Here is a 20,370-nt window from a genome sequence, read left to right on the forward strand (position 1 = left end):
GTTGCGGCGCACACTCTTCCGCCATCCAATGTGCATGATGACAGGGCGTTTCGATCCGGCGCTTTGCGCGTGATCTTCGAAATAGAAGGCATGACGTTACGGGTGGCCGTAACGTCATGCGGATTTCATGCCTTGGGCATCACTCGACGGTAACCGACTTTGCAAGGTTGCGCGGCTGGTCAACGTCTGTCCCCATGAACACGGCCGTGTGATAGGCAAGCAGCTGGATCGGCAGGGAAAAGATCATCGGGGCGATGATCTCATCGACATTCGGCAGCACGATCGTGCTCATCGTCTCAAGTTTCGAGGCCGCGGCCCCCTTCTCGTCGGTGATGAAGATGATGCGGCCACCGCGTGCCGCAACCTCCTGCATGTTGGAGACGGTTTTTTCGTAAAAACGGTCATGCGGCGCAATCACAATCACCGGCATGTTCTCGTCGATCAGCGCGATCGGCCCGTGCTTCAATTCGCCCGCCGCATAACCTTCGGCATGGATGTAGGAAATTTCCTTGAGCTTCAGCGCGCCCTCCATGGCGAGGGGATAGCTTGTGCCGCGGCCGAGATAGAGCACATCACGGCATTTCGACAGTTCCCGCGCCAGGCTTTCCATCTTCGGCTGGATGCTGTTCAAAACCGCACCCATGATGCGCGGCATTTCCGCCAGATGCCGGACCAGAATCTTTTCCTCGTCTTTCGATACGGTTCCACGGGCAACGCCTGCACCGATGGCAAGCGCTGCAAGAACGGAAAGCTGGCAGGTGAAGGCCTTGGTCGAGGCGACACCGATTTCAGGACCGGCCATGATCGGGAAGATTGCGTCGGCCTCGCGGGCGATGGTCGATTCCCGCACATTGACGACGGCGCCGATCTTCAGGCCACGCTCCTTGCAGTAGCGAAGGGAAGCCAGAGTGTCGGCGGTCTCGCCCGATTGCGAGATGAACAGGGCTGCCGACTGTGGCGATAGCGGTATCTCGCGGTAGCGAAACTCGGAAGCCACGTCGATCTCGACCGGAAGCCGGGCGTAACGCTCGAACCAGTATTTTCCGACGAGGCCAGCCAGATAGGCCGTGCCGCAGGCGGAGATGGCAAGGCTTGGTACCTTGGCAAAATCGATCGCGGAGGCTGTCGGGCTGATGCGATTCTCGATGAAATCCACATAATGGGCCAGAGCATGCGAAATGACCTCCGGCTGCTCGTAGATTTCCTTTTCCATGAAGTGGCGGTGGTTGCCCTTGTCGACCATATAGGCGGCAGCGACCGACACCTGCTTGGCGCGTTTCACGGGATTGCCGTCATGATCGAGGATCTCGACACCGGCGGCCGTCAGAACCGCCCAGTCGCCATCGACCAGATAGGTGATCTCGTTGGTGAAGGGCGAAAGTGCAATCGCATCGGAGCCCAGGAACATTTCGCCCTTGCCATAGCCAACGGCAAGCGGCGGCCCGCTGCGCGCCGCCATGATCGTATTTGGCGCATCCTGGAAGATGACAGCAAGCGCGTAGGCACCGGTTACCCTTCGCAGCATGGCCTGCATTGCGGCCCGCTGGCTGAGGCCATCGCGCACCAGTCTGGCCAGCAGTTGTGCCACGACCTCGGTGTCGGTCTGCGTGCTGAAGGTTGCACCGCCGGCTATGAGTTCATCCTTCAGTTCCGAAAAATTCTCGATAATGCCATTGTGCACGACCGCCACGCCGTCGGTGAAATGCGGATGGGCATTGTTTTCCGTGGGGGCGCCATGGGTCGCCCAGCGGGTATGGGCAATGCCGATCGTGCCAGCCAGGGGCTCGCCGCGCAGCTTGATGTCGAGATTGACGAGCTTGCCCTCGGCCCGGCGGCGTTCCAGGACACCATCATGGATCGTGGCGACGCCGGCTGAATCATACCCGCGGTATTCGAGCCGCTTCAACGCATCGACGAGCCGTTCGGAGACGGGCTTGATACCAACGATGCCGACAATACCGCACATAGATTTCTCCGCAATTTCCGCCGCTTGGCGCTGGGTTCAGGGCTGGTGCCTTGGTAGCGAATTCCGAGCGTTCCGCAATCGCCCGGAAGCTCACTTTCGGTGTCAGATTTTAACGCGCGATCTCAGAGCCGGTCCGATTCAGCCGGACTTGGCTTTCTTTGCCGCCTTCTCCGCCTGATAGCGCTCACGCAGGACCTTCGCCCTTCCCGGCTTGATATCCTGGCGGGCGCGACCGAAGGCGACGGCATCGTCCGGCACGTTTTCGGTAATCACGCTGCCGGACGCCACAAGCGCACCGTCTCCGACGGACACGGGCGCGACCAGCGACGAATTGGAACCGATAAAGGCATGCGCACCAATGCGGGTCACATGCTTGTTTACGCCGTCATAATTGCAGGTGATCGTTCCGGCGCCGATATTGGTGTGTGCGCCGACAAAGGCATCGCCGATGTAGCTCAGGTGATTGACCTTGGCGCCGGCACCGATATCCGCCTGCTTCACCTCGCAGAAATTGCCGACCTTGGCCCCCTCCCCGAGATGGGCGCCGGGTCGCAGTCGCGCATAGGGACCGACGGTCGCGCCTGCGCTGACATGGGCCCCCTCCAGATGCGAGAATGCATGGATGACGGCGCCGCTCTCGACCGTGACGCCCGGTCCGAAAACGACATTCGGCTCGATCAGCACGTCTTGGCCGATCGTGGTGTCATAGGACAGGAAAACCGTTTCGGGGGCAATCATCGATACGCCGGAAATCATCATTTCGTGGCGACGGCGCTGCTGCCAGATGTGCTCGATATAGGCAAGTTCGGCGCGCGTGTTGCAGCCGGTCAGTTCGGTTTCCGGCGCCTCGACGGCAATCGCCTTGCCGCCGGCGGCAACGACGATCTCGACGAGGTCGGTCAGGTAATATTCGCCCTTGGCATTTTCATTGCCGATCCGGCCCAGCAGATCCAGCGCCTTTGCGCCGTTGATCGCCATCAGGCCACCATTGCAATAGGTAATCTTTTTTTCTTCGTCGCTTGCGTCGCGCTGTTCGCGGATCGCGACCAGGGCACCGTCCCTGACAATGAGGCGGCCATACCCCGTCGGATTGCCCGTCTGAAAGCCGATGACGACGACATCATTGCCATCGGCCAGCGCCTGGCGCGCCGCAAGCAAGGGCCCTTCGGTGATCAGCGGTGTATCACCAAAGACAACCAGAATGTCATCATGACCGGTGGCGATGGCCGCGCTGGCAGCCAGCACCGCGTGGCCGGTTCCGCGACGCTCCGTCTGCGTGAAGCAGGAAACAGCACCGGGCCCCCGGGATGCCGCCTTCTCGACCGCTTCGGCATCCCGACCGACCACAAGAGCAACGCTATCGATCTGAGCACGACTGAGCGCGTCTACCACATGCGCGATCATCGGGCGACCGCCGACGGGATGAAGCACCTTGGACATGGACGATTTCATGCGGGTGCTTTCCCCTGCCGCCAGAATGACCGCCAGGCACGTGCGTTTCATGCGTATTCTCCCATCGTCTTTTGCGGGCCGGATCGAGCGCGCCACGCGATTCTGTGCGCTTGCTTATCAGGAAGATATTTCAAGAAGCATAACCGCGCCATCGGCTGGCCGTTAACCGGGATAAAACCGGATCATGCCATAAGAACAGCGAACAACAATTATGCTGGATGTGTTTGACGGCAGCGGCGCCGGGAGCAGAGATCGATCATGCAGGCTTTCACGAAGACGGACCCGAAAGAGCATGATCCCCGCGCGACGACCAGACTGGCAGCCCGGCCCCTGCTGCTTCTGGCTCTGACCATCGCCCTCGTTGTCGCCTGTCTTCTCGTGACGATACCCATGCCGATCGGACCGATGTACTGGGATCACTACATCTATCTCGACGCGGCCAATCGCATCTTCGATGGCCAGATGCCCTCCGTAGACTTTTTCACGCCGGCCGGGGGACTGGGTTATTATCTTTTTGCAATGCTGCTGGAGCTTTTCCCAAACGGGCACCCGCTTTTGCTGGCCAGTTGGTCACTGCTCGTCGTCACGGCGCCATTGATGGCGATCGTACTCTCGGATGTCCAGAAGCGCTCGACACGGACCGCCTTGGCACTTCTGCTGCCATTCCTGCTGTTTTCGGTGCTGCCCTTCAATACAGGCGATTTCTACCCGTATCCGGGATCGGACGGCTTCGGCATCTACAACCGGCAGGTCTGCCAGGTCCTCTACGTGCTTGCCTGCGGGCTACTTCATGTCAAAGACCAACGCAAACTCGTCGCCATCGTTGCGCTTTCCATGCTGTCGCTGCTCTTCATCAAAGTCACAGGCGTTGTCGCCGGTGTCATCCTGTGTGCCATGGCCTTTGCGGCAGGCCGTCTTGGTCTGCGCGCGGCGATCCTGGCCGGTCTCGTGTTCTTTGCCACCATTGCCGTCCTCGAAGGTACGACCGGGATGGTGACGGCCTATGCGGCCGACATCCTTGCGCTGCTTGCCGTCAATAATACCAGCCTGATCCCACGCCTCGTCCAGGCGGCATCGTTGAATTTCGGTATCGTCCTGGCGAGCAGTGTCCTGTGCATCATCCTGTTCTGGCAGCGCTTCACCGACACAAGGCAGACTACCAACGCCTTGCTGCACCAGCGCAGCCTCGCCATCCTGCGCAAAACGATCGATCAACCGGCGTTCTGGATGGTAGCCTTCCTTGCGGCCGGTCTTCTTTTCGAAAGTCAGAACACGGGCAGCCAGGCCTTCATCTTTCTCTGGCCGCTGCTTCTTGCCATACTTGTCGAAAGCCATGCGCGGGATGGCCGATCGTCCAGATTCCTGGTTGTCGCCGCGTTTGCTCTGGCGATCGCAGCACCACCGGCGGTGCTGATCATGCAGAAATCCACGCGCGCCTGGCTCGGCATGGCCAATGGCGAAGTCCTGGAAAGCACCAACATCAAGACAATGGGTGCGGTCAACATCCGCAGCCTGCAGCTGTTGCGCGCCGAACGCATGCAGCAAAACTATTCAGAACACAAAAACACCTATGAAGCGCTGGCCCTGGCGGGGGAGCTGCCATCCTTTCTGCTCTATAGCGAATATGATTTCCAGACGCTCTGGCTGCGCAGCGCAGATGCCGCAATCACCGCGCTTCATGACTACGAAGCGGCAAACAGGGTGCGCTTCGAAACCATCATGACGATTGATTTCACCAATCCCTTCCCGTGGCTGATGGACCGGCATGCGCCGAAATACATCGCTATCGGCGCAGATCCCTATCGCGCCGTTCCGGAGCCCGACGAGAGGGTTGCCGCCGCCGTCAAGGCGACCGATATCGCGCTCTACCCGACCTGCCCGCCGACCACGGCCCGCTTCAAGCTGCTGTCGCTCTACGAACCGCTCTTGATGGAAACCCACACACGCATCACGCTGACGCCCTGCTTCGACGGCTTCATTCGCAAGGATCTGCCGACGACCCCATAGACATCCATTACTGCGGGAGGCGCAGGCGGCTCTCCGTCAGCAGGCCGCTTTCGTCAAGGATCGGATGGGCAACCGAGACGATATGCGCATTGATGCGCTTCAGGTCGCGCAGGATATCGAGATGCAGCGAGCTTGTCTGGAGACTGTCGAGCCGGCCGTCGCGCAGCCGCTGCAGGTGCCGTTCCGATGACTGCTTCTCCATGCGCCTGACGTCGACCTTCACTTCCATCAGTTGCCGGGCGAGATCGGCATTGCGCGTCACGAAGATCGTCTGGGCGATACGCAGGTTGTCGATCGTCAGGTTGAACAGGGTTTTGAGCTCCTGATAGCCCTCTTCCGAAAACTTCAGACCGTTGCCGATCTTCTTGTTGACCTGTTCGGCAATGCCCTTTTCGATGATGTCGCCCATATGCTCGAGATTGATCGCATAATCGATGATGACGATCGAGCGACGCCCGTCTTCCTCGCTCAGGCCCTGGCGGCCAAGGCGCGAAAGAAACAGCTTCACCTCCTGCTGCAGCAGATCGACCTGTTTTTCGAACTTGCCGACATCCTTGAGTTCGCCCAGGTCGTTGGCGTTGAAGGCATCCATCACCTTGATCAGCATGGCTTCGATGATATCGCCGACGCGAAGCACTTCGCGCGTGGCGCCCGACAGTGCGATCACCGGCGTGCCCAGCGTATTGTCGTCCAGGTAATGCGGCCCAGCCTCGTTCTTCTTCTCGTCGGGTATCAGCCGTGTCATCAGGCTGGACAGCCAGTTCGAGAAGGGCCAGGCGAGAAGGGCAAGCGCGATGTTGAACAGAAGATGGATATCAACAGGCAGTTTCCCGGCCGGGATCGGAAATGTGCGGAGCAGTTCCGCGACCATGCCCGCCACAGGCAGGGCAATGAGACAGCCGATCGCCCGCACGATAAGGTTGGCAACGGTGACCCGCCGGGCTGACGCAGGCGACGACAGGGTGGCGATCACGGGCGGAATGGCGCCGCCAAGATTGGCACCGAGGACCAGTGCGATCGTCAGGCTGGAAGACAGATTTCCCGTCGAGGCCAGCGACAGGATCAAGACGACGATCGCCAGGCTGGATGAGGAGACGAAGGCGAGAACCGCAGCAAACACCAGCGCGACCGGCAAGGCGCCATCAAGAAGCGTCAGAAAGGCGCCGAGTGCCGGCGACGTGCGCATCGGCTCGGTCGCCAGGCCGAGAAGATGCAGCGACAGAAGCATCAGCCCGATGCCGACAAGGGCGCTGCCTGCACCCTGCTGCGCGCTCGAACGGCCTGTTCTGTGCAGCACAACGCCGGCAAGGATGACGAGCGGTGACAGCCAGTCAATGCCGGTGGCGAAGATCCAGGCGGTGACCGCGGTGCCGACATTGGCGCCGAGCAAAACGAGTTGTGCCATGCGCGGCCGCACCAGCCCCTTTTCGACGAAGGATGCGATCATCAACGCGGTTGCCGTCGAACTCTGCAGCGCAACGGTCGCCGCAAAGCCAGCCGCGAAGGAGCGGACGGGACTGCGCGTCCCCTGCGCGAGACTGGTCCGCAAGCGAATGCCGAAGGCGCGGGTCACGCCGTCCTTGACCTGCGACAGGCCGAAGAGCAGCAGAGCGACCGCGCCCATGACATTGACCATCACAAGGGTGGATTCCATGGCGGCATTCCCAGCAGTTGCCTCGCATCCAGCAGACATCTGGTGCGAGTCGATTCATTCAAGGACGACAAGGCTAGCACTTCCGAAACACCAAAAGACTGCGCAATGCGGCATTATGACAGATATTTTTCAATTGCCGGCTAACGATTCCGACATCAGTCAGCCTCGCCGCGTCGCAGCATTTCTTCCGGAAACGTCGGGAAAAAATGCGCCAGATCCGGTAGCCCCGGCATAGGGTGCCAAGGCAACGCTTTTTTGAACGGCAAAAGCCTTCAATTCCGCTGCAGATTGCTCTAAGGAACGACACCAACGGCCATCCGGCAACGCAAACTGCGACGAGGTATTCATTCCAATGCTTGATTCCCTGAGAAGAGCTTCCCAGACATGGATCATGAAAGGCCTTCTGGTCCTTCTGGTGCTATCCTTTGGCGTTTGGGGCATCTCCACGTCGCTCGTTCCCAGTTCCGGCGATTCGGTGATCACCGTTGGTGATGTCGATGTCTCCCCGAGCGACTTCCGCCTCGCCTATGAGCGCCAGCTGGCGCAACTGTCCCGGCAATTCGGAACGCGGCTGACGCCGGAACAGGCCCGCGCGTTCGGCGTGCAATCGCAGGTCTATTCGCAGCTTGTCGCCGGTGCCACGCTGGACCAGCTTTCAGGAGACATGAATCTTGGCCTATCCAAGGATCGTCTTGCCAAGTTGATCGCCGAAGATCCGGCATTCCACGGGGTCAACGGCCAGTTCGATCGACTGACTTTCTCGAGTGTGCTGCGCAATGCCGGCCTTCGCGAACAGGACTACATCAACAATCGCAGTCAGGTCGCTGTGCGCTCGCAGGTCGTCGAGGCGATTTCCGACGGCTATACCGCACCGAAGGTGCTAACCGACGCGCTGCGTCAGTATCGCAACGAGACACGCTCGATCGAGTATCTGCTGTTGTCGAATGCCAATATCGATCCCGTCAAGGCACCGACCGACGATGTGCTGACACCGTGGTTCGAGAGCCGCAAGGCCCAATATCGCGCGCCGGAATATCGCAAGATCAGCTACGTCAAACTCGAGCCCGCCGATATCGCCGATCCGGCATCGGTCACGGAGAGTGATCTTCAGGCCGAATACGACAAGCGCAAGGCAAATTACAGCACGCCGGAAACCCGCACGGTCGAGCAATTGGCCTTTGCGTCGCGGCAAGCCGCCGATGCGGCCTCCGCCAAACTGGCCTCAGGCACGGCGTTCGATGCGCTCATCACGGAAGAAGGCAAGACTGCCGGGGACGTCCTTCTCGGCAACTTCAGCAAGGAGAGCATGCCCGATGCAAAGCTTGCCGAGGCAGCCTTTGCGGTGCCGGCTGATGGTGGCGTGTCTCCCGTTGTTGTTGGCCCTTTCGGCCCGGTCATCCTGCGTGTGACGAACATAACGCCGGCAACGGTCAGGAGCTTTGACGATGTCAAGGAGGACCTGCGCCAGGAACTTTCCTTGTCGAATGCTGCCAATGACATCATGGCAATCCACGACAAGTTCGAGGATGCCCGGATCACCGGCCTCAGCATGAAGGAAGCGGCAGACCAGTCGAACCTGAAGCTCGTGCAGATCGATGTCGATGCCACCGGCAAGGACCGGGACGGCGAAGCCATTGCCGGTATCCCAGAGGCGCGGTCGCTGCTTGAAGAAGCGTTCAAGACCGAGGTCGGTTCTGAAACGCTGCCGATCAATCTGGGGCGCGAAGGGTATGTCTGGTTCGACGTCGATGAGGTCATTCCGGCCCGCGATCGCACGATTGAGGAAGCCCGCGAGACAGTGGTTGCCGACTGGACGGCAGAACAGCAGCGCGAGGCGCTTGCCACGAGAGCGGCAGACCTGAAGGCGCGTGTCGCAAGAGGTGAAACCATGGCGGCGATCGCGACCGAACTCGGTCTGGTCGTTGAAACGAAATCCGGTATCCGTCGGGGTGCCGAAGATGCAGCCGTCAGCGCGGCCGCCATCAGCGCAGCCTTCGGCGGCGCGAACGGGCTCGTGACCAATGCGCCGGGCGTCGGCAATGAAGGCCAGATCCTGCTCAAGGTCACCGAGGTGGACCTCGACAATCCCGGCGACGTACTCGAAAACGACGATCGCCAGATCGAGGCCATCGCCCGCGCCAGCGGCGACGACATCCTCGACCAGATGGTCGCCGAACTGCAGACAGGCTACGGTGTGTCGATCAACCAGGCGCTGGCCGATAGCGCCCTGAACCAACAGCCGTAACGCCGGAAGGACGCCCCATGCCGGAATTGAAGCCGTTCATCGCCAAGGTTGCGCTTGGCCAGTCGCTCGACCGCGACGAGGCACGACAGGCTTTCGAGATCATCATGTCGGGCGAGGCAACACCGTCACAGATTGGCGGATTTCTGATGGCATTGCGCGTCCGTGGCGAGACGGTTGACGAAATCGTCGGCGCCGTCGGCACGATGCGGGCCCGCATGCTGACGGTCGAAGCACCGGACGGCGCCATCGACATCGTCGGCACGGGCGGCGATGGCGCCGGCACCTACAACATATCGACGCTCGCCGCCCTGATCGTTGCCGGCGCCGGTGTTCCCGTGGCAAAACACGGCAACCGCGCGCTCAGCTCGAAATCCGGCACGGCCGATGCGCTGTCCTGTCTCGGCGTCAAGCTCGACATCGGCCCGGCCGAGATCGCGCGCTGCATCCGCGAAGCCGGTCTCGGTTTCATGTTCGCCCAGCAGCACCATTCGGCCATGCGCCATGTCGGCCCGACCCGCGTCGAACTCGGCACACGCACGATCTTCAACCTGCTCGGTCCTTTGTCCAATCCGGCCGGCGTCAAGCATCAGCTGGTCGGCGTGTTTTCGCCGCAATGGGTGGTGCCGCTCGCCGAGGTACTGCGCGATCTCGGCTCGGAGCGCGTCTGGGTCGTCCATGGCGAAGGCCTGGACGAAATCACCACGACCGGGCGGACCCAGGTTGCAGCACTCGAAAACGGCGAGATCCGCACCTTTGAGCTCACCCCGGAGGATTTCGGCCTGTCGACGGTCTCGCTCGATGTTTTGAAGGGCGGTGACGGCGCTTACAACGCGCTGGCTTTGCAGGGCGTGCTGAACGGCGACGAAACGCCCTATCGGGATATTTCGCTTGCCAATGCGGCCGCATCGCTGATGATCGCCGGGCGGGCATCCAGCCTTCGCGAAGGCATGGAGATGGGGCGGCAGGCGCTGTCGAGCGGTGCCGCCAATGCAACGCTCGAGCGCCTCGTAGCCGTTTCGAACGCCGTTCAAGGGAAAGACTGACTGTTATGACCGATATTCTGCGCCGGATCGAAGCCTACAAACGCGAAGAGATCGCGGCTGCAAAATCGCGCGTTTCGGCAGCAGACCTGCAGGCAATGATGCATGACCAGGACGCGCCGCGCGGTTTTCATACTGCCCTTTTGGCGAAACGCGCAGCTGGCCAGTTCGGACTGATCGCAGAAATCAAAAAGGCCAGTCCTTCCAAGGGGCTTATCCGGGCCGATTTCGATCCGCCATCGCTTGCCAAGGCCTATGAGGAGGGCGGCGCCGCCTGCCTGTCGGTTCTGACCGATACGCCCAGTTTCCAGGGCGCGCCGGCGTTCCTCAGCGATGCACGCGCGGCCTGCAGCCTGCCGGCGCTGCGCAAGGATTTCATGTTCGACGTCTACCAGGTGCAGGAAGCCCGCGCCTGGGGGGGGGACTGCATCCTGTTGATCATGGCGGCGCTCAACGACAGCGATGCGCAACGGCTGGAGGATGAGGCATTCCGGCTCGGCATGGATGTGCTGATCGAGGTGCATGATGCCGCCGAAATGGAACGGTCACTGCGCCTGTCCTCGCGGCTCGTCGGCATCAACAACCGCAATCTGAAGACATTCGAAATGGATATGACCCTGTCGGGCAGACTGGCACCAATGGTGCCGGCGGACCGATTGCTGGTCGGCGAAAGCGGTATTTTCACCCATGACGACTGCAAGCATCTGCAACAGGCTGGCATCACAACCTTTCTTGTTGGCGAAAGCCTGATGCGCAAGACCGATGTGGCGGCGGCGACCCGCGCGCTGCTGACCGGCTCCGAAGCTGCACTGGCCGCCGAGTGATGACGGGATCGACGCTCACCCACATCGATTCGTCCGGCGAGGCCAACATGGTCGATGTCGGCGCGAAGGAAGAAACCGTGCGTATCGCGGTCGCCGAAGGTCGGATCTGCATGCGGATCGAGACGCTGAAACTGATCCTTGATGGCAACGCCAAGAAGGGTGACGTGATCGGCACGGCGCGGCTCGCCGGCATCATGGCCGCAAAACAGACGGCAAGCCTCATTCCGCTCTGCCACCCGCTGATGCTGACAAAGGTCTCCGTCGACATCACCGTCGATGAGTCCCTGCCCGGCCTGCGTGTCAAGGCCATGGCAAAGCTCACGGGTCGTACCGGGGTCGAAATGGAGGCGCTGACTGCGGTCAGCATCGCCTGTCTGACGATCTACGACATGGCCAAGGCGGCGGACCGCGACATGGAAATCTCCGGCATTCGTCTTGTCAGCAAGTCGGGCGGCCGGTCCGGGGACTATATCAACCCCGATCGGGAGGGCTGATGTCCCTGCTTCCCGTCGCCGACGCGCTTGCCCGGCTGCTTGGCCGCGCATCCACGCTCCAACGGCAGGAAATGGTCGGCCTGCACGAGGCCACCGGACGGGTGCTGGCCTCCGATGTTTCAGCCCGCCTCACCCATCCCGCCTTCGACAATTCGGCGATGGATGGGTATGCGCTGCGGCATGCGGATATCGAACAGATCGGCAGCGAACTGACCGTCATCGGGCAGTCGGCAGCAGGCCACGGTTTCTCGGGTAGCGTCGGGCCGGGTCAGGCGGTGCGCATCTTCACCGGTGCACCCGTGCCTCCCGGTGCCGATACCGTCTTGATCCAGGAAGATGCTGATGTGATCGCAGAAGGTCGGATCCGAACGACCTTTGCCGTTGCCAGAGGACGCCATATCCGGCCGAAGGGCCAGGATTTTGTGCTCGGCGATAGTGTCCTCAGGGCCGGCGAAAGCCTCGATTTTGGCCGATTGACGGTGGCGGCGGGCATGAACCATGCCGAACTCCCCGTGCTGTGCCGGCCGAAGATTGCCATTCTGGCGACCGGGGACGAGCTTCGGTCACCCGGCAGCATGCCCGGCCCCGACCAGATCATTGCGTCGAACACCTATGGCGTGGCGGCCCTTGCCCGCGACAACGGCGCCGAGATCATCGATCTCGGCATTGTCGGCGATAACAGTGACGCCATCAGCCATGCCGTTGGCCGCGCAGTGTCAGCCAAGGCCGATATTCTGGTCACACTCGGCGGCGCATCCGTCGGCGATCATGACCTTGTACAGGCCACGCTTTTGGCCTGCGGCATGACCCTGGACTTCTGGCGGATCGCCATGCGCCCCGGCAAGCCGCTGATGGTCGGCACGCTCGGCGCCATGCACGTGCTTGGGCTGCCGGGAAACCCGGTCTCGAGCCTCGTCTGCAGCCTGCTGTTTCTCGAGCCCCTCACCCGGCATCTGGCCGGCCTACGACCGCGCGATCGTTTTGCAGATGCGATTCTCGCGACGCCGCTTGCTGCAAATGACAAACGACAGGACTATATTCGCGCCACTCTTTCCATTGATGAAAAAGGCCGTTTGCTTGCCGGACCGTTTTCGCGGCAGGATTCCTCGATGATGCAGGTGTTTGCCAAGGCCGACTGCCTGATCGTTCGTCCACCGCAAGCCCCGGCGATCGATGCTGGCGCGCCGTGCGAGGTGATGATCCTGCGCCCTGCATCCGGACGCAGCTGAAATATCGCGCACCGACCCCTTTGCCCTTCCAAATCGCCGCTTCCCGCCTATTTTGCGACGTGGAAGACTTCAAATTGAACCCGAAGGAATACAACGTGAATCGCAATGCACTTTACATGCTGCTTGGTGGCCTGGTCGTCCTGGTCGTCGTTCTCGGCGTCTATATCTACGACAAGGAATCAAAGCCTGATGGCGTCGAACTGAGGATCGGCGAAGGCGGCGTGTCGATCCAGGAAAATTAACAGATGCTTTCCGTGTCACAGCGCTGACATGGTAACGTTTTATTAATCACAACATCCGATAATTCGCATCAAGGGCCTGACTACGGATGTACTAGCAGGACCAAATAAGACGGATTGAGGAAAGGTCGGGTTTGTCCCGGCCTTTTTGCTTTTCCGACACTTGGACGTGAGCCGTCAGTTTGCCAGCTTGGACAGGATGATCTTATCGATCCGGCGGCCGTCCATGTCGATGACCTCGAAGCGGTAGCCATAGGCTTCCGTGACATCGCCCTCTTCCGGGCTCTTGCGCAGTTGCTGCACCAGAAAGCCGGCGATGGTCTCGTAGTTGCCATCCGAGTCAATTTCGTCGATCCCGATCGTCAGGTGGATTTCGTCAATCGGCGTGCGGCCATCGACCAGATAGCTGCCGTCATCGCGCTGGCGGATGAGTGCATGTTCCATATCATCATAGTTCGACGGCAGGACCCCGACGATCGCCTCGAGAATATCTGCGATGGTGATGATGCCTTCGATACTTCCATATTCGTCGACAATCATCGCCATGTTGATTCGCGACGCCTTGAAGGCCTCGAGCGCCTTGAGGCAGGAGGCCGTCTCCGGAAGCGTGTGAATGTCCTTGACGAAATTACCGACGTGAAATTCCTGGCCGGGCGCGTTCAGGATCTCCTTGACCAGCACGGCGCCAAGAACGTCACCGGTGCTTGTGTCCATCACCGGATAGCGCGAATGTGCCGACAGCGCGACCTTCTCCCGGATGGCTTCAAGCGTATCTCCGACCTCGAAGAAACTGACCTCGGTGCGATGGGTCATGATCGATTTGACGTTGCGATCGCCCAGCCGGATAATCCGGCGCAGCATCTCGTGTTCAGACTTCTCGATGGCACCGCTTTCGACGCCTTCGGCCATGACCGCCTGGACCTCGGCTTCGGTGACCTGATCCTGATCCAAGGACGGGCCGCCGAAAAGACGCAGAAAAAGCGCAGCCGACATCTCGAACAGATAGACGACCGGTGCCGCGACCGTCGACAGAAACGACATTGGCCGCGCTACCAGCATTGCAAGCGCTTCGGAATTGCGAAGCGCCAGTTGCTTGGGGATGAGTTCGCCGATGACGACCGACAAATAGGTGATCATCGTCACAACAGCAGCAACGGCGACGGTGCCACCATAGGGATTGATCCAGGCAACCTCATTCAGGGTCGGTGCAAGCTTGTCGGCAATGGTTGCACCGCCATAGGCGCCGGCCAGCGTGCCAACCAGCGTGATACCCACCTGAACCGTGGACAGAAACTTGCCGGGGTCCTCAGCGAGCCGAAGCGCCGCATCTGCCCGCTTGTTCCCCTGTTTTGCCATCTGCCGCAAAAGGGGTCTGCTTGCCGAAACAATTGCCATTTCCGAAAGTGCGAAAAACGCATTGATCAATAGGAGTACGAAAATAACAATCAGTTCGGACATGGCCCTCGGTCACCGTTGGTGCAGATCTCCGGGTCTAAAATGGAACCGGCTGCTGTATGGAAGGGTACCAGATAGGCCCAAGTGTGCGACGCAGCAAGGCATAGAGACGAATTTAGATGGTACGCCGCCAAACGCACACCACCATTTCTTGCATTGAAGAGAGGATCGAAGGCCTTGCCCGGCTAGGATGCGATCGATTCTGTATTTTCGTGGAGCGCCACACGGACCCGTTCGCGGCCGACCTTGATGACGTTTTCCATGGCGGCGCGTGCGCCGGCCTCGTCGCGGCGGCTGATCTGCTCGACGATCCGGATATGGGATCGCGCCACATCGTCGATCTTGCTGCGATCGGATGCCGGTGAGCTGAGCTTGAAGATGCCGACCAGGGCTGCCTCGATCAGGCTACCGACGGTGCGCATGAACGGGTTGGCGGAAGCCTCGACAACAGCGAGGTGAAAGCGCAGGTCGGCCATGGCCAGCGTTTCGGCCGTATGTTCGGGGTCGCCCATTGCCACGGCAAGCCGCATCATGCCGCTGATTTCGGCTTCTGTTGCATTGCGGGCTGCAAGCACTGCGGCGTGCGGCTCAAAAGCCAGACGGATCTCGCTGAGGTCATAGAGGAATTCTTCATTGACGCCGCCGTGGAAATGCCAGGTCAGCACATCGCCGTCGAACAGATTCCATTGATTGCGCGACGTGACGCGCGTCCCGATGCGGGCACGCGGGATAATCAGCCCCTTGGCGGCCAGCGTCTTCATTGCCTCCCGCAGGACCGTCCTCGACACCTTGAAGCGCATTGCCAGTTCCGGATCGCCCGGCAGGATGGCCCCGACAGGAAACTCGCCCGCGATTATGGCCTTGCCGAGTTCGTCGACAACCTGAGCATGGCTCGTGCGCGTATTGGAACCGGTAATGACCGTTTCGAGCAGACTTTTACGCAAACAACCTCCCCCTCACGCGTGAGTTCTCCTGTGCCGCGACACAAAGAGAATACCCTTTTGCATGAGTATGAATGCAAACAACAGGGCACCGATCAATATCTTTGTCCACCAGCTCGAAAGCGAGCCGTCGAAAGTGATGTAGGTCTGGATCAGGCCCTGGATCAGAACGCCGACAAGCGTGCCGCCGACAAATCCGGCGCCGCCGGTCAAAAGGGTGCCGCCGATGACCACCGCTGCGATGGCATCGAGCTCGACGCCCACGGTGGCAAGCGAATAGCCGGCCGACGTATAGAGCGAATAGACGATCCCCGACAGGCCGGCCAGAAAACCGGAAAGCCCGTAGATCATGATCGTCGTGCGGCCGACGGGCACCCCCATCAGCGCCGATGTCTGCGCACCGCCGCCGAGCGCATAGACATTCGTGCCGAATCGGGTGCGATGGGCGATGAGGATGCCGACGGCGAAGACGAACAGCATCAGGCCGCCAATCAGCGAGATGCGTCCGCCGCCCGGCAGCTTGTAGTAGAACGTCTTCAGCGTCGCATAGAAGGGATGCTTGATCGGGATCGAATCGATCGAGATGACAAAAGCCATGCCCCGCGCCAGGAACATGCCGGCCAGCGTGACGATGAAGGCCGGCATTTCGAGATAGTGGATGATCGCACCCATGATCGCACCGAAGGCCGTGGTGATTGCCAGCGCCAGGACAAAGGCTGCAAGCGGGTGGATGCTGGTATTTTGCAGCATGACGGCAAGGAAGATGCCGGTGAAGGCGATGACAGAGCCGATCGACAGGTCGATGCCGCCCGACAGGATGACGAAGGTCATGCCAACAGCAGCGATCCCCAGAAAGGCATTGTCGGTGAGCAGATTGCCGGCGACCCGTGTCGACAGCATGTTCGGATACTGGAAGGCACAGACCGCATAGGCCAGGACGAAGATCACCAGCGTGGCGATAAGAGGGAGATATTTCTGGTTCATCGGGTCTGCTGCTCCGCCTTGTCCACGCCTTTGGTTCTTGCCGTGAAAAACGTCATGGCCGTTTCGATCTTCGGCGACTGGATGACGAGAATGATGACGATGATCGCCGCCTTGATGATCAGGTTGAACTCCGGCGGGAAGCCGGACAGGAGAATGCCGGTATTGACCGCCTGGATGATCATGGCGCCGACCAGGGAGGCAATGATGCTGAAGCGACCGCCAAGCAACGAGGTTCCGCCGACAACGACCGCAAGGATGGCGTCGAGTTCGAGCCAGAGACCGGCATTGTTGGCGTCCGCGCCGCGGATGTCCGCCGTCACGATCAGCCCGGCCAGTGCCGCACACAGCCCCGACAGCATATAGGCCGCCATCAGAAGGACGGGCGTACGGATGCCGGAGAGCGTGCTGGCGCGACGGTTGATGCCGATGGATTCGATCAGCAGGCTGAGCGCCGTGCGCCGCACGAGAACCGCCACGGCGATGCCGAAGACGAACCAGATGATCACCGGCATCGGCAAAGCGGCAAATGCGCCGCTGCCGATGAAGATCAGGCCGGGATCATTGAATGTCAGGATGGCGCCCTCCGTGACAAGCTGGGCGATGCCTCGCCCGGCAACCATCAGCACAAGCGTTGCGATGATCGGCTGAATGTTGAGGACGGAAACGAGAAAGCCGTTCCACAGACCACACAAAAGTCCGGTGCCGATCGCCAGAACCAGCGTCAGGACGAGCGGATCGCCGCGCACGCTGGAGGCGGCGGCAACCGCGCCGCAAATCGCCATCACCGCCCCAACCGAGAGGTCAATGCCCTTGGTTGCAATGACCACTGTCATGCCGACGGCCAGAAGGGCCACCGGAGCGCCGCGGTTGAGGACGTCGATGAGGCTGCCGTACAGGCGGCCATTCTGGATGGCCAGCGAGAAAAAGGCCGGAAACACCATCCAGATCAGCATCAGGATCAGCGCCAGCGCTATAAATTGCGGCAGGAGCCGCCGACCGAGACGTTTTGCGCTGTCCATCACGCTGCTCCCTTGTTCACGCTGGATGCAGCGATGGCGTTGACAATGTTGTCGGTGGTGATCTCGGCGCCGTTGAGTTCGGCGACATGGGCCCTATCCCGCAAGACGAGGATGCGCGAACTGTAAGCCACGAGTTCCTCGAGTTCGGAGGAAATCACGACAAGTGAGAGGCCCTTGGCACACAGGTCCTCGATCAGACGGATGATTTCCGCATGCGCCCCGACATCGATACCCCGGGTCGGTTCGTCGAGGATCAGGAACTCCGGATTTGTCGCAAGCCAGCGGGCGAGGATCGCCTTCTGCTGGTTTCCGCCGGACAGGAGCCGGATCGGCTTTTCGCGGTCGCTGGTGCGAATGTCGAGGGCTTTGATGTAGTGATCGGCAAGCGCGACCTGCTCGGCCTGGGAGAGCGGCCTCGCCCAGCCCTGCCGCGCCTGCAGCGCCAGCGCGATGTTTTCGCGCACCGAGAGATCGCCGATGATACCATCCGTCTTGCGGTCTTCAGGGCAGAAGCCGAAACGGTTGGCGATGGCCGCCCGTGGCGAGGATAGATTGGCCGGGACGCCGGCAATTTCCGCCGTGCCGCTGTCGGCCTTTTCGATCCCGAACAGAAGCTCCGCGGTCTCAGTGCGGCCGGAGCCGAGAAGACCGGCGATGCCGACCACCTCGCCCTTGCGGACCTCCAGGTCGAACGGCTTGATCGAGCCGGCCTTACCGTAGTTGGAAAACCGGAATCGCACAGGCCCGGCCTCGCTGCCCGTCTGACGGGGCTCCTTTTCGACAGCCAGCAATTCATGGCCGAGCATCATCGTCACAAGCTCCCGGCGCGGCAGCGATACCGTGTCGCGCGTGCCGACGAGGCGGCCATTGCGCAGGACGGTTATCCGGTCGGAGAGATCGTAGACCTGTTCGAGAAAATGCGTGATGAAAACGATGCCGAGGCCTTTTTCCTTCAGACCGCGGACGATGCGGAACAGCATTTCCACTTCCTGCGCATCCAGGCTTGCGGTCGGCTCGTCGAGAATCAGCACCTTGCCGGACAGATCGACCGCGCGGGCGATGGCCACGACCTGCTGGATGGCGACGGAATAGCTTTCGAGCGCGGATGCGACATTGATATGGATGCCATACTGGTCGAGCAATGCGCTGGCGCGCCGGTTCATTTCAGCTGTCTGGATCAGACCGAAGCGGCGCGGCTGGCGACCGAGGAAGATGTTTTCGGCGACGCTGAGATTTCCGAGCAGATTGACTTCCTGGTAGACAGTGCCGATGCCAAGCTTCTGGGCGTCCAGCGTGTCGCGCGGGTCGATTTCCACACCGTCGAGCGCAAGCCCGCCCGAATCCTTGCGGTAAGCCCCGGTCATGCACTTGATGAGGGTTGATTTTCCCGCGCCGTTTTCACCGAGAAGAGCATGGACTTCACCGCGCCGCAGCGAGAAATCAACGGCGTTCAAGGCAATCGCGCCGGGAAAGGTTTTGACCACGCCGGATGCGACGAGGATATTGTTTGGACTGTTCTGCATGATACCGGCTTTTCGAGAAGACTGATGTTATCCGTAGCCCGAAGCTTACGAATTGCCAAAACCAGGAAAGGATCCTGTCTTGAAGTCAGGACAGGACGCCAGGAAATTCCTCTCCATCGCGACCCTCTCCACGCTGCCCTCTTCATCGCTGCAAGGCTTGCGGATCAGGAAACAGGGCCGGGCGTTCGACGGTCAACGGGCCGTCTGGCTGCCGACTTCTGGGGCAGATGGCCGGCGCACGGCCCAAAGGCCGCGCGCCAACCGTCAGATCAGTAGCCGAGGCCCTTCTTTTCTTCGTAGACCTTTGCCGGATCGTCAGCCTGGGTATAGAGCTTCGATTCGGTCTGGATCCACTTCGGCGGTGCCTTGCCGTCCTTGAGGAAGGCATCGAGGGCGTCGAGGGCAGGACCGGCCATGTTCGGGGTCAGCTCAACCGTCGCATTGGCTTCACCGGCTGCCATGGCCTGGAAGATATCCGGCACGGCGTCGATCGAAACGACGAGGATGTCGGTGCCCGGCTTCAGGCCGGCTTCCTTGATGGCCTGGATCGCGCCGACGGCCATGTCGTCATTGTGGGCGTAGAGAGCGCAGATGTTCTTGCCTCCGTCTTCAGCCTTCAAGAAGCTTTCCATGACTTCCTTGCCCTTGGTGCGGGTAAAGTCGCCGGTCTGGCTGCGGATGATCTTCAGATTGTCATTGCCCTTAAGCGCTTCTTCGAAGCCCTTTTTGCGATCAATGGCTGGCGAGGAACCGGTCGTGCCCTGGAGTTCGACAACATTGCAGGCCTTGCCCGCCGTTGCGTCGACGAGCCATTTGCCGGCAACACTGCCTTCATGGACGAGGTCGGAGGTAACGGCAGTCAGGTAGAGATCGTCCTTCGAATCGACCGTACGGTCGAGCAGGATGACCGGAATTTCGGCATCCTTGGCTTCCGTCAGAACTTCATCCCAGCCGGTGGCTACAACCGGTGCGATCAGAATGGCATCGACGCCCTGGGCGATGAAGGAGCGCAGCGCCTTGATCTGGTTTTCCTGCTTCTGCTGGGCATCGGCGAATTTCAGATCGATTCCACGCTTTTCCGCTTCCTGCTTGGTCAGCGTCGTCTCAGCCGCGCGCCAGCCGGATTCAGAACCGATCTGCGAAAAACCGATGGTCAAATCAGCGGCAGAGGCCGTTCCGAACGTGCAGGCAGCCAAAATCGTTGCACAGCTAAGTGCTTTTGCGAATTTCATGATTTCCTCCCAAAGAAAACTGCATGGTGCAGTAGGGGGAAAAAATCATACTATATGACTTATGTA

The 20,370-nt window shown here is 60.5% G+C and carries 17 protein-coding genes; 7 read left to right on the forward strand and 10 right to left on the reverse strand.

Translation table 11 applies throughout. The features are described 5' to 3' along the window. Positions 1-139: 139 nt before the first annotated feature. A complete protein-coding gene (glmS, locus tag AX760_RS04700) occupies positions 140-1,966 on the reverse strand; it encodes a glutamine--fructose-6-phosphate transaminase (isomerizing) (RefSeq protein ID WP_071831826.1) in 1,827 nt (608 codons plus the stop codon). Positions 1,967-2,104: 138 nt separating this feature from the next. Beyond that, positions 2,105-3,469 carry a bifunctional UDP-N-acetylglucosamine diphosphorylase/glucosamine-1-phosphate N-acetyltransferase GlmU gene (gene glmU, locus AX760_RS04705; RefSeq protein ID WP_071831827.1) on the reverse strand — a complete coding sequence of 455 codons (1,365 nt, stop codon included), beginning with the start codon at positions 3,467-3,469 and terminating at the stop codon, positions 2,105-2,107. Positions 3,470-3,676: 207 nt separating this feature from the next. Here glmU and AX760_RS04710 point away from each other — a divergent pair, with 207 nt between their 5' ends. Then, on the forward strand, positions 3,677-5,425 hold the full coding sequence (locus AX760_RS04710; protein ID WP_071831828.1) for a hypothetical protein: 1,749 nt from the start codon (positions 3,677-3,679) through the stop codon (positions 5,423-5,425). A gap of 7 nt (positions 5,426-5,432) precedes the next feature. Here the strand turns inward: AX760_RS04710 and AX760_RS04715 are convergent, their stop codons facing one another. After that, positions 5,433-7,079: a Na/Pi cotransporter family protein gene (locus tag AX760_RS04715; protein WP_071831829.1), complete on the reverse strand. Its 1,647-nt coding sequence runs from the start codon at positions 7,077-7,079 to the stop codon at positions 5,433-5,435. Positions 7,080-7,238: 159 nt separating this feature from the next. After that, positions 7,239-7,472: a hypothetical protein gene (locus tag AX760_RS27065; protein ID WP_175552013.1), complete on the reverse strand. Its 234-nt coding sequence runs from the start codon at positions 7,470-7,472 to the stop codon at positions 7,239-7,241. On the opposite strand from AX760_RS27065, the gene AX760_RS04720 reads away from it, so the two are divergent. From AX760_RS04720 to AX760_RS27070, 6 genes are all read left to right on the forward strand, one after another. Beyond that, complete coding sequence (locus AX760_RS04720) at positions 7,432-9,324, forward strand: peptidylprolyl isomerase (protein WP_071831830.1); 1,893 nt, start codon at positions 7,432-7,434, stop codon at positions 9,322-9,324. The two genes, AX760_RS27065 and AX760_RS04720, sit on opposite strands and share 41 nt — an antisense overlap. Positions 9,325-9,341: 17 nt before the next feature. After that, complete coding sequence (gene trpD / locus AX760_RS04725) at positions 9,342-10,367, forward strand: anthranilate phosphoribosyltransferase (RefSeq protein WP_071831831.1); 1,026 nt, start codon at positions 9,342-9,344, stop codon at positions 10,365-10,367. A gap of 5 nt (positions 10,368-10,372) precedes the next feature. Continuing rightward, positions 10,373-11,188: an indole-3-glycerol phosphate synthase TrpC gene (gene trpC / locus AX760_RS04730; RefSeq protein WP_071831832.1), complete on the forward strand. Its 816-nt coding sequence runs from the start codon at positions 10,373-10,375 to the stop codon at positions 11,186-11,188. Further along, complete coding sequence (moaC, locus tag AX760_RS04735) at positions 11,188-11,682, forward strand: cyclic pyranopterin monophosphate synthase MoaC (protein ID WP_071831833.1); 495 nt, start codon at positions 11,188-11,190, stop codon at positions 11,680-11,682. The genes trpC and moaC overlap by 1 nt, the downstream gene beginning before the upstream one ends. Next, a complete protein-coding gene (locus AX760_RS04740) occupies positions 11,682-12,911 on the forward strand; it encodes a molybdopterin molybdotransferase MoeA (RefSeq protein ID WP_071831834.1) in 1,230 nt (409 codons plus the stop codon). Before moaC ends, AX760_RS04740 begins: the two co-directional genes overlap by 1 nt. Before the next feature lie 95 nt (positions 12,912-13,006). Next, positions 13,007-13,153 carry a hypothetical protein gene (locus AX760_RS27070; protein ID WP_087149169.1) on the forward strand — a complete coding sequence of 49 codons (147 nt, stop codon included), beginning with the start codon at positions 13,007-13,009 and terminating at the stop codon, positions 13,151-13,153. A 174-nt stretch (positions 13,154-13,327) separates the two neighbouring features. Here AX760_RS27070 and AX760_RS04745 read toward each other — a convergent pair whose 3' ends face one another. The 6 genes from AX760_RS04745 to ytfQ all read right to left on the reverse strand — a co-directional run bounded on the left by AX760_RS04745 (position 13,328) and on the right by ytfQ (position 20,304). Then, positions 13,328-14,608 carry a hemolysin family protein gene (locus AX760_RS04745; RefSeq protein WP_071831835.1) on the reverse strand — a complete coding sequence of 427 codons (1,281 nt, stop codon included), beginning with the start codon at positions 14,606-14,608 and terminating at the stop codon, positions 13,328-13,330. 182 nt (positions 14,609-14,790) lie between these two features. Further along, entirely contained in the window at positions 14,791-15,549 is a 759-nt protein-coding gene (locus AX760_RS04750) for a FadR/GntR family transcriptional regulator (RefSeq protein WP_071831836.1), read from the reverse strand. 12 nt (positions 15,550-15,561) lie between these two features. Beyond that, the gene (gene yjfF / locus AX760_RS04755) at positions 15,562-16,530 is read right to left on the reverse strand and encodes a galactofuranose ABC transporter, permease protein YjfF (RefSeq protein WP_071831837.1); all 969 of its coding nucleotides are present in this window, start codon (positions 16,528-16,530) and stop codon (positions 15,562-15,564) included. Then, on the reverse strand, positions 16,527-17,549 hold the full coding sequence (locus AX760_RS04760; RefSeq protein ID WP_071831838.1) for an ABC transporter permease: 1,023 nt from the start codon (positions 17,547-17,549) through the stop codon (positions 16,527-16,529). Before AX760_RS04760 ends, yjfF begins: the two co-directional genes overlap by 4 nt. Then, the gene (ytfR, locus tag AX760_RS04765) at positions 17,549-19,072 is read right to left on the reverse strand and encodes a galactofuranose ABC transporter, ATP-binding protein YtfR (protein ID WP_071831839.1); all 1,524 of its coding nucleotides are present in this window, start codon (positions 19,070-19,072) and stop codon (positions 17,549-17,551) included. The genes AX760_RS04760 and ytfR overlap by 1 nt, the downstream gene beginning before the upstream one ends. Positions 19,073-19,341: 269 nt before the next feature. Next, positions 19,342-20,304 carry a galactofuranose ABC transporter, galactofuranose-binding protein YtfQ gene (gene ytfQ / locus AX760_RS04770; RefSeq protein ID WP_071831840.1) on the reverse strand — a complete coding sequence of 321 codons (963 nt, stop codon included), beginning with the start codon at positions 20,302-20,304 and terminating at the stop codon, positions 19,342-19,344. Between the last annotated feature and the right edge of the window lie 66 nt (positions 20,305-20,370).

This window comes from Pararhizobium antarcticum, from assembly GCF_001885585.1.
Classification (GTDB): domain Bacteria; phylum Pseudomonadota; class Alphaproteobacteria; order Rhizobiales; family Rhizobiaceae; genus Pararhizobium; species Pararhizobium antarcticum.

Excerpts from the sequence above, each read along its gene's own strand:
- moaC (WP_071831833.1), top strand. The coding sequence starts at position 11,188 with ATGACGGGATCGACGCTCACCCACATCGATTCGTCCGGCGAGGCCAAC.
- AX760_RS04710 (WP_071831828.1), top strand. The coding sequence starts at position 3,677 with ATGCAGGCTTTCACGAAGACGGACCCGAAAGAGCATGATCCCCGCGCG.
- AX760_RS04745 (WP_071831835.1), bottom strand. The coding sequence starts at position 14,608 with ATGTCCGAACTGATTGTTATTTTCGTACTCCTATTGATCAATGCGTTT.
- AX760_RS04715 (WP_071831829.1), bottom strand. The coding sequence starts at position 7,079 with ATGGAATCCACCCTTGTGATGGTCAATGTCATGGGCGCGGTCGCTCTG.
- glmU (WP_071831827.1), bottom strand. The coding sequence starts at position 3,469 with ATGAAACGCACGTGCCTGGCGGTCATTCTGGCGGCAGGGGAAAGCACC.
- glmS (WP_071831826.1), bottom strand. The coding sequence starts at position 1,966 with ATGTGCGGTATTGTCGGCATCGTTGGTATCAAGCCCGTCTCCGAACGG.
- AX760_RS27065 (WP_175552013.1), bottom strand. The coding sequence starts at position 7,472 with ATGATCCATGTCTGGGAAGCTCTTCTCAGGGAATCAAGCATTGGAATG.
- AX760_RS04720 (WP_071831830.1), top strand. The coding sequence starts at position 7,432 with ATGCTTGATTCCCTGAGAAGAGCTTCCCAGACATGGATCATGAAAGGC.
- AX760_RS04760 (WP_071831838.1), bottom strand. The coding sequence starts at position 17,549 with ATGGACAGCGCAAAACGTCTCGGTCGGCGGCTCCTGCCGCAATTTATA.
- trpC (WP_071831832.1), top strand. The coding sequence starts at position 10,373 with ATGACCGATATTCTGCGCCGGATCGAAGCCTACAAACGCGAAGAGATC.
- yjfF (WP_071831837.1), bottom strand. The coding sequence starts at position 16,530 with ATGAACCAGAAATATCTCCCTCTTATCGCCACGCTGGTGATCTTCGTC.
- ytfR (WP_071831839.1), bottom strand. The coding sequence starts at position 19,072 with ATGCAGAACAGTCCAAACAATATCCTCGTCGCATCCGGCGTGGTCAAA.
- ytfQ (WP_071831840.1), bottom strand. The coding sequence starts at position 20,304 with ATGAAATTCGCAAAAGCACTTAGCTGTGCAACGATTTTGGCTGCCTGC.
- trpD (WP_071831831.1), top strand. The coding sequence starts at position 9,342 with ATGCCGGAATTGAAGCCGTTCATCGCCAAGGTTGCGCTTGGCCAGTCG.
- AX760_RS04740 (WP_071831834.1), top strand. The coding sequence starts at position 11,682 with ATGTCCCTGCTTCCCGTCGCCGACGCGCTTGCCCGGCTGCTTGGCCGC.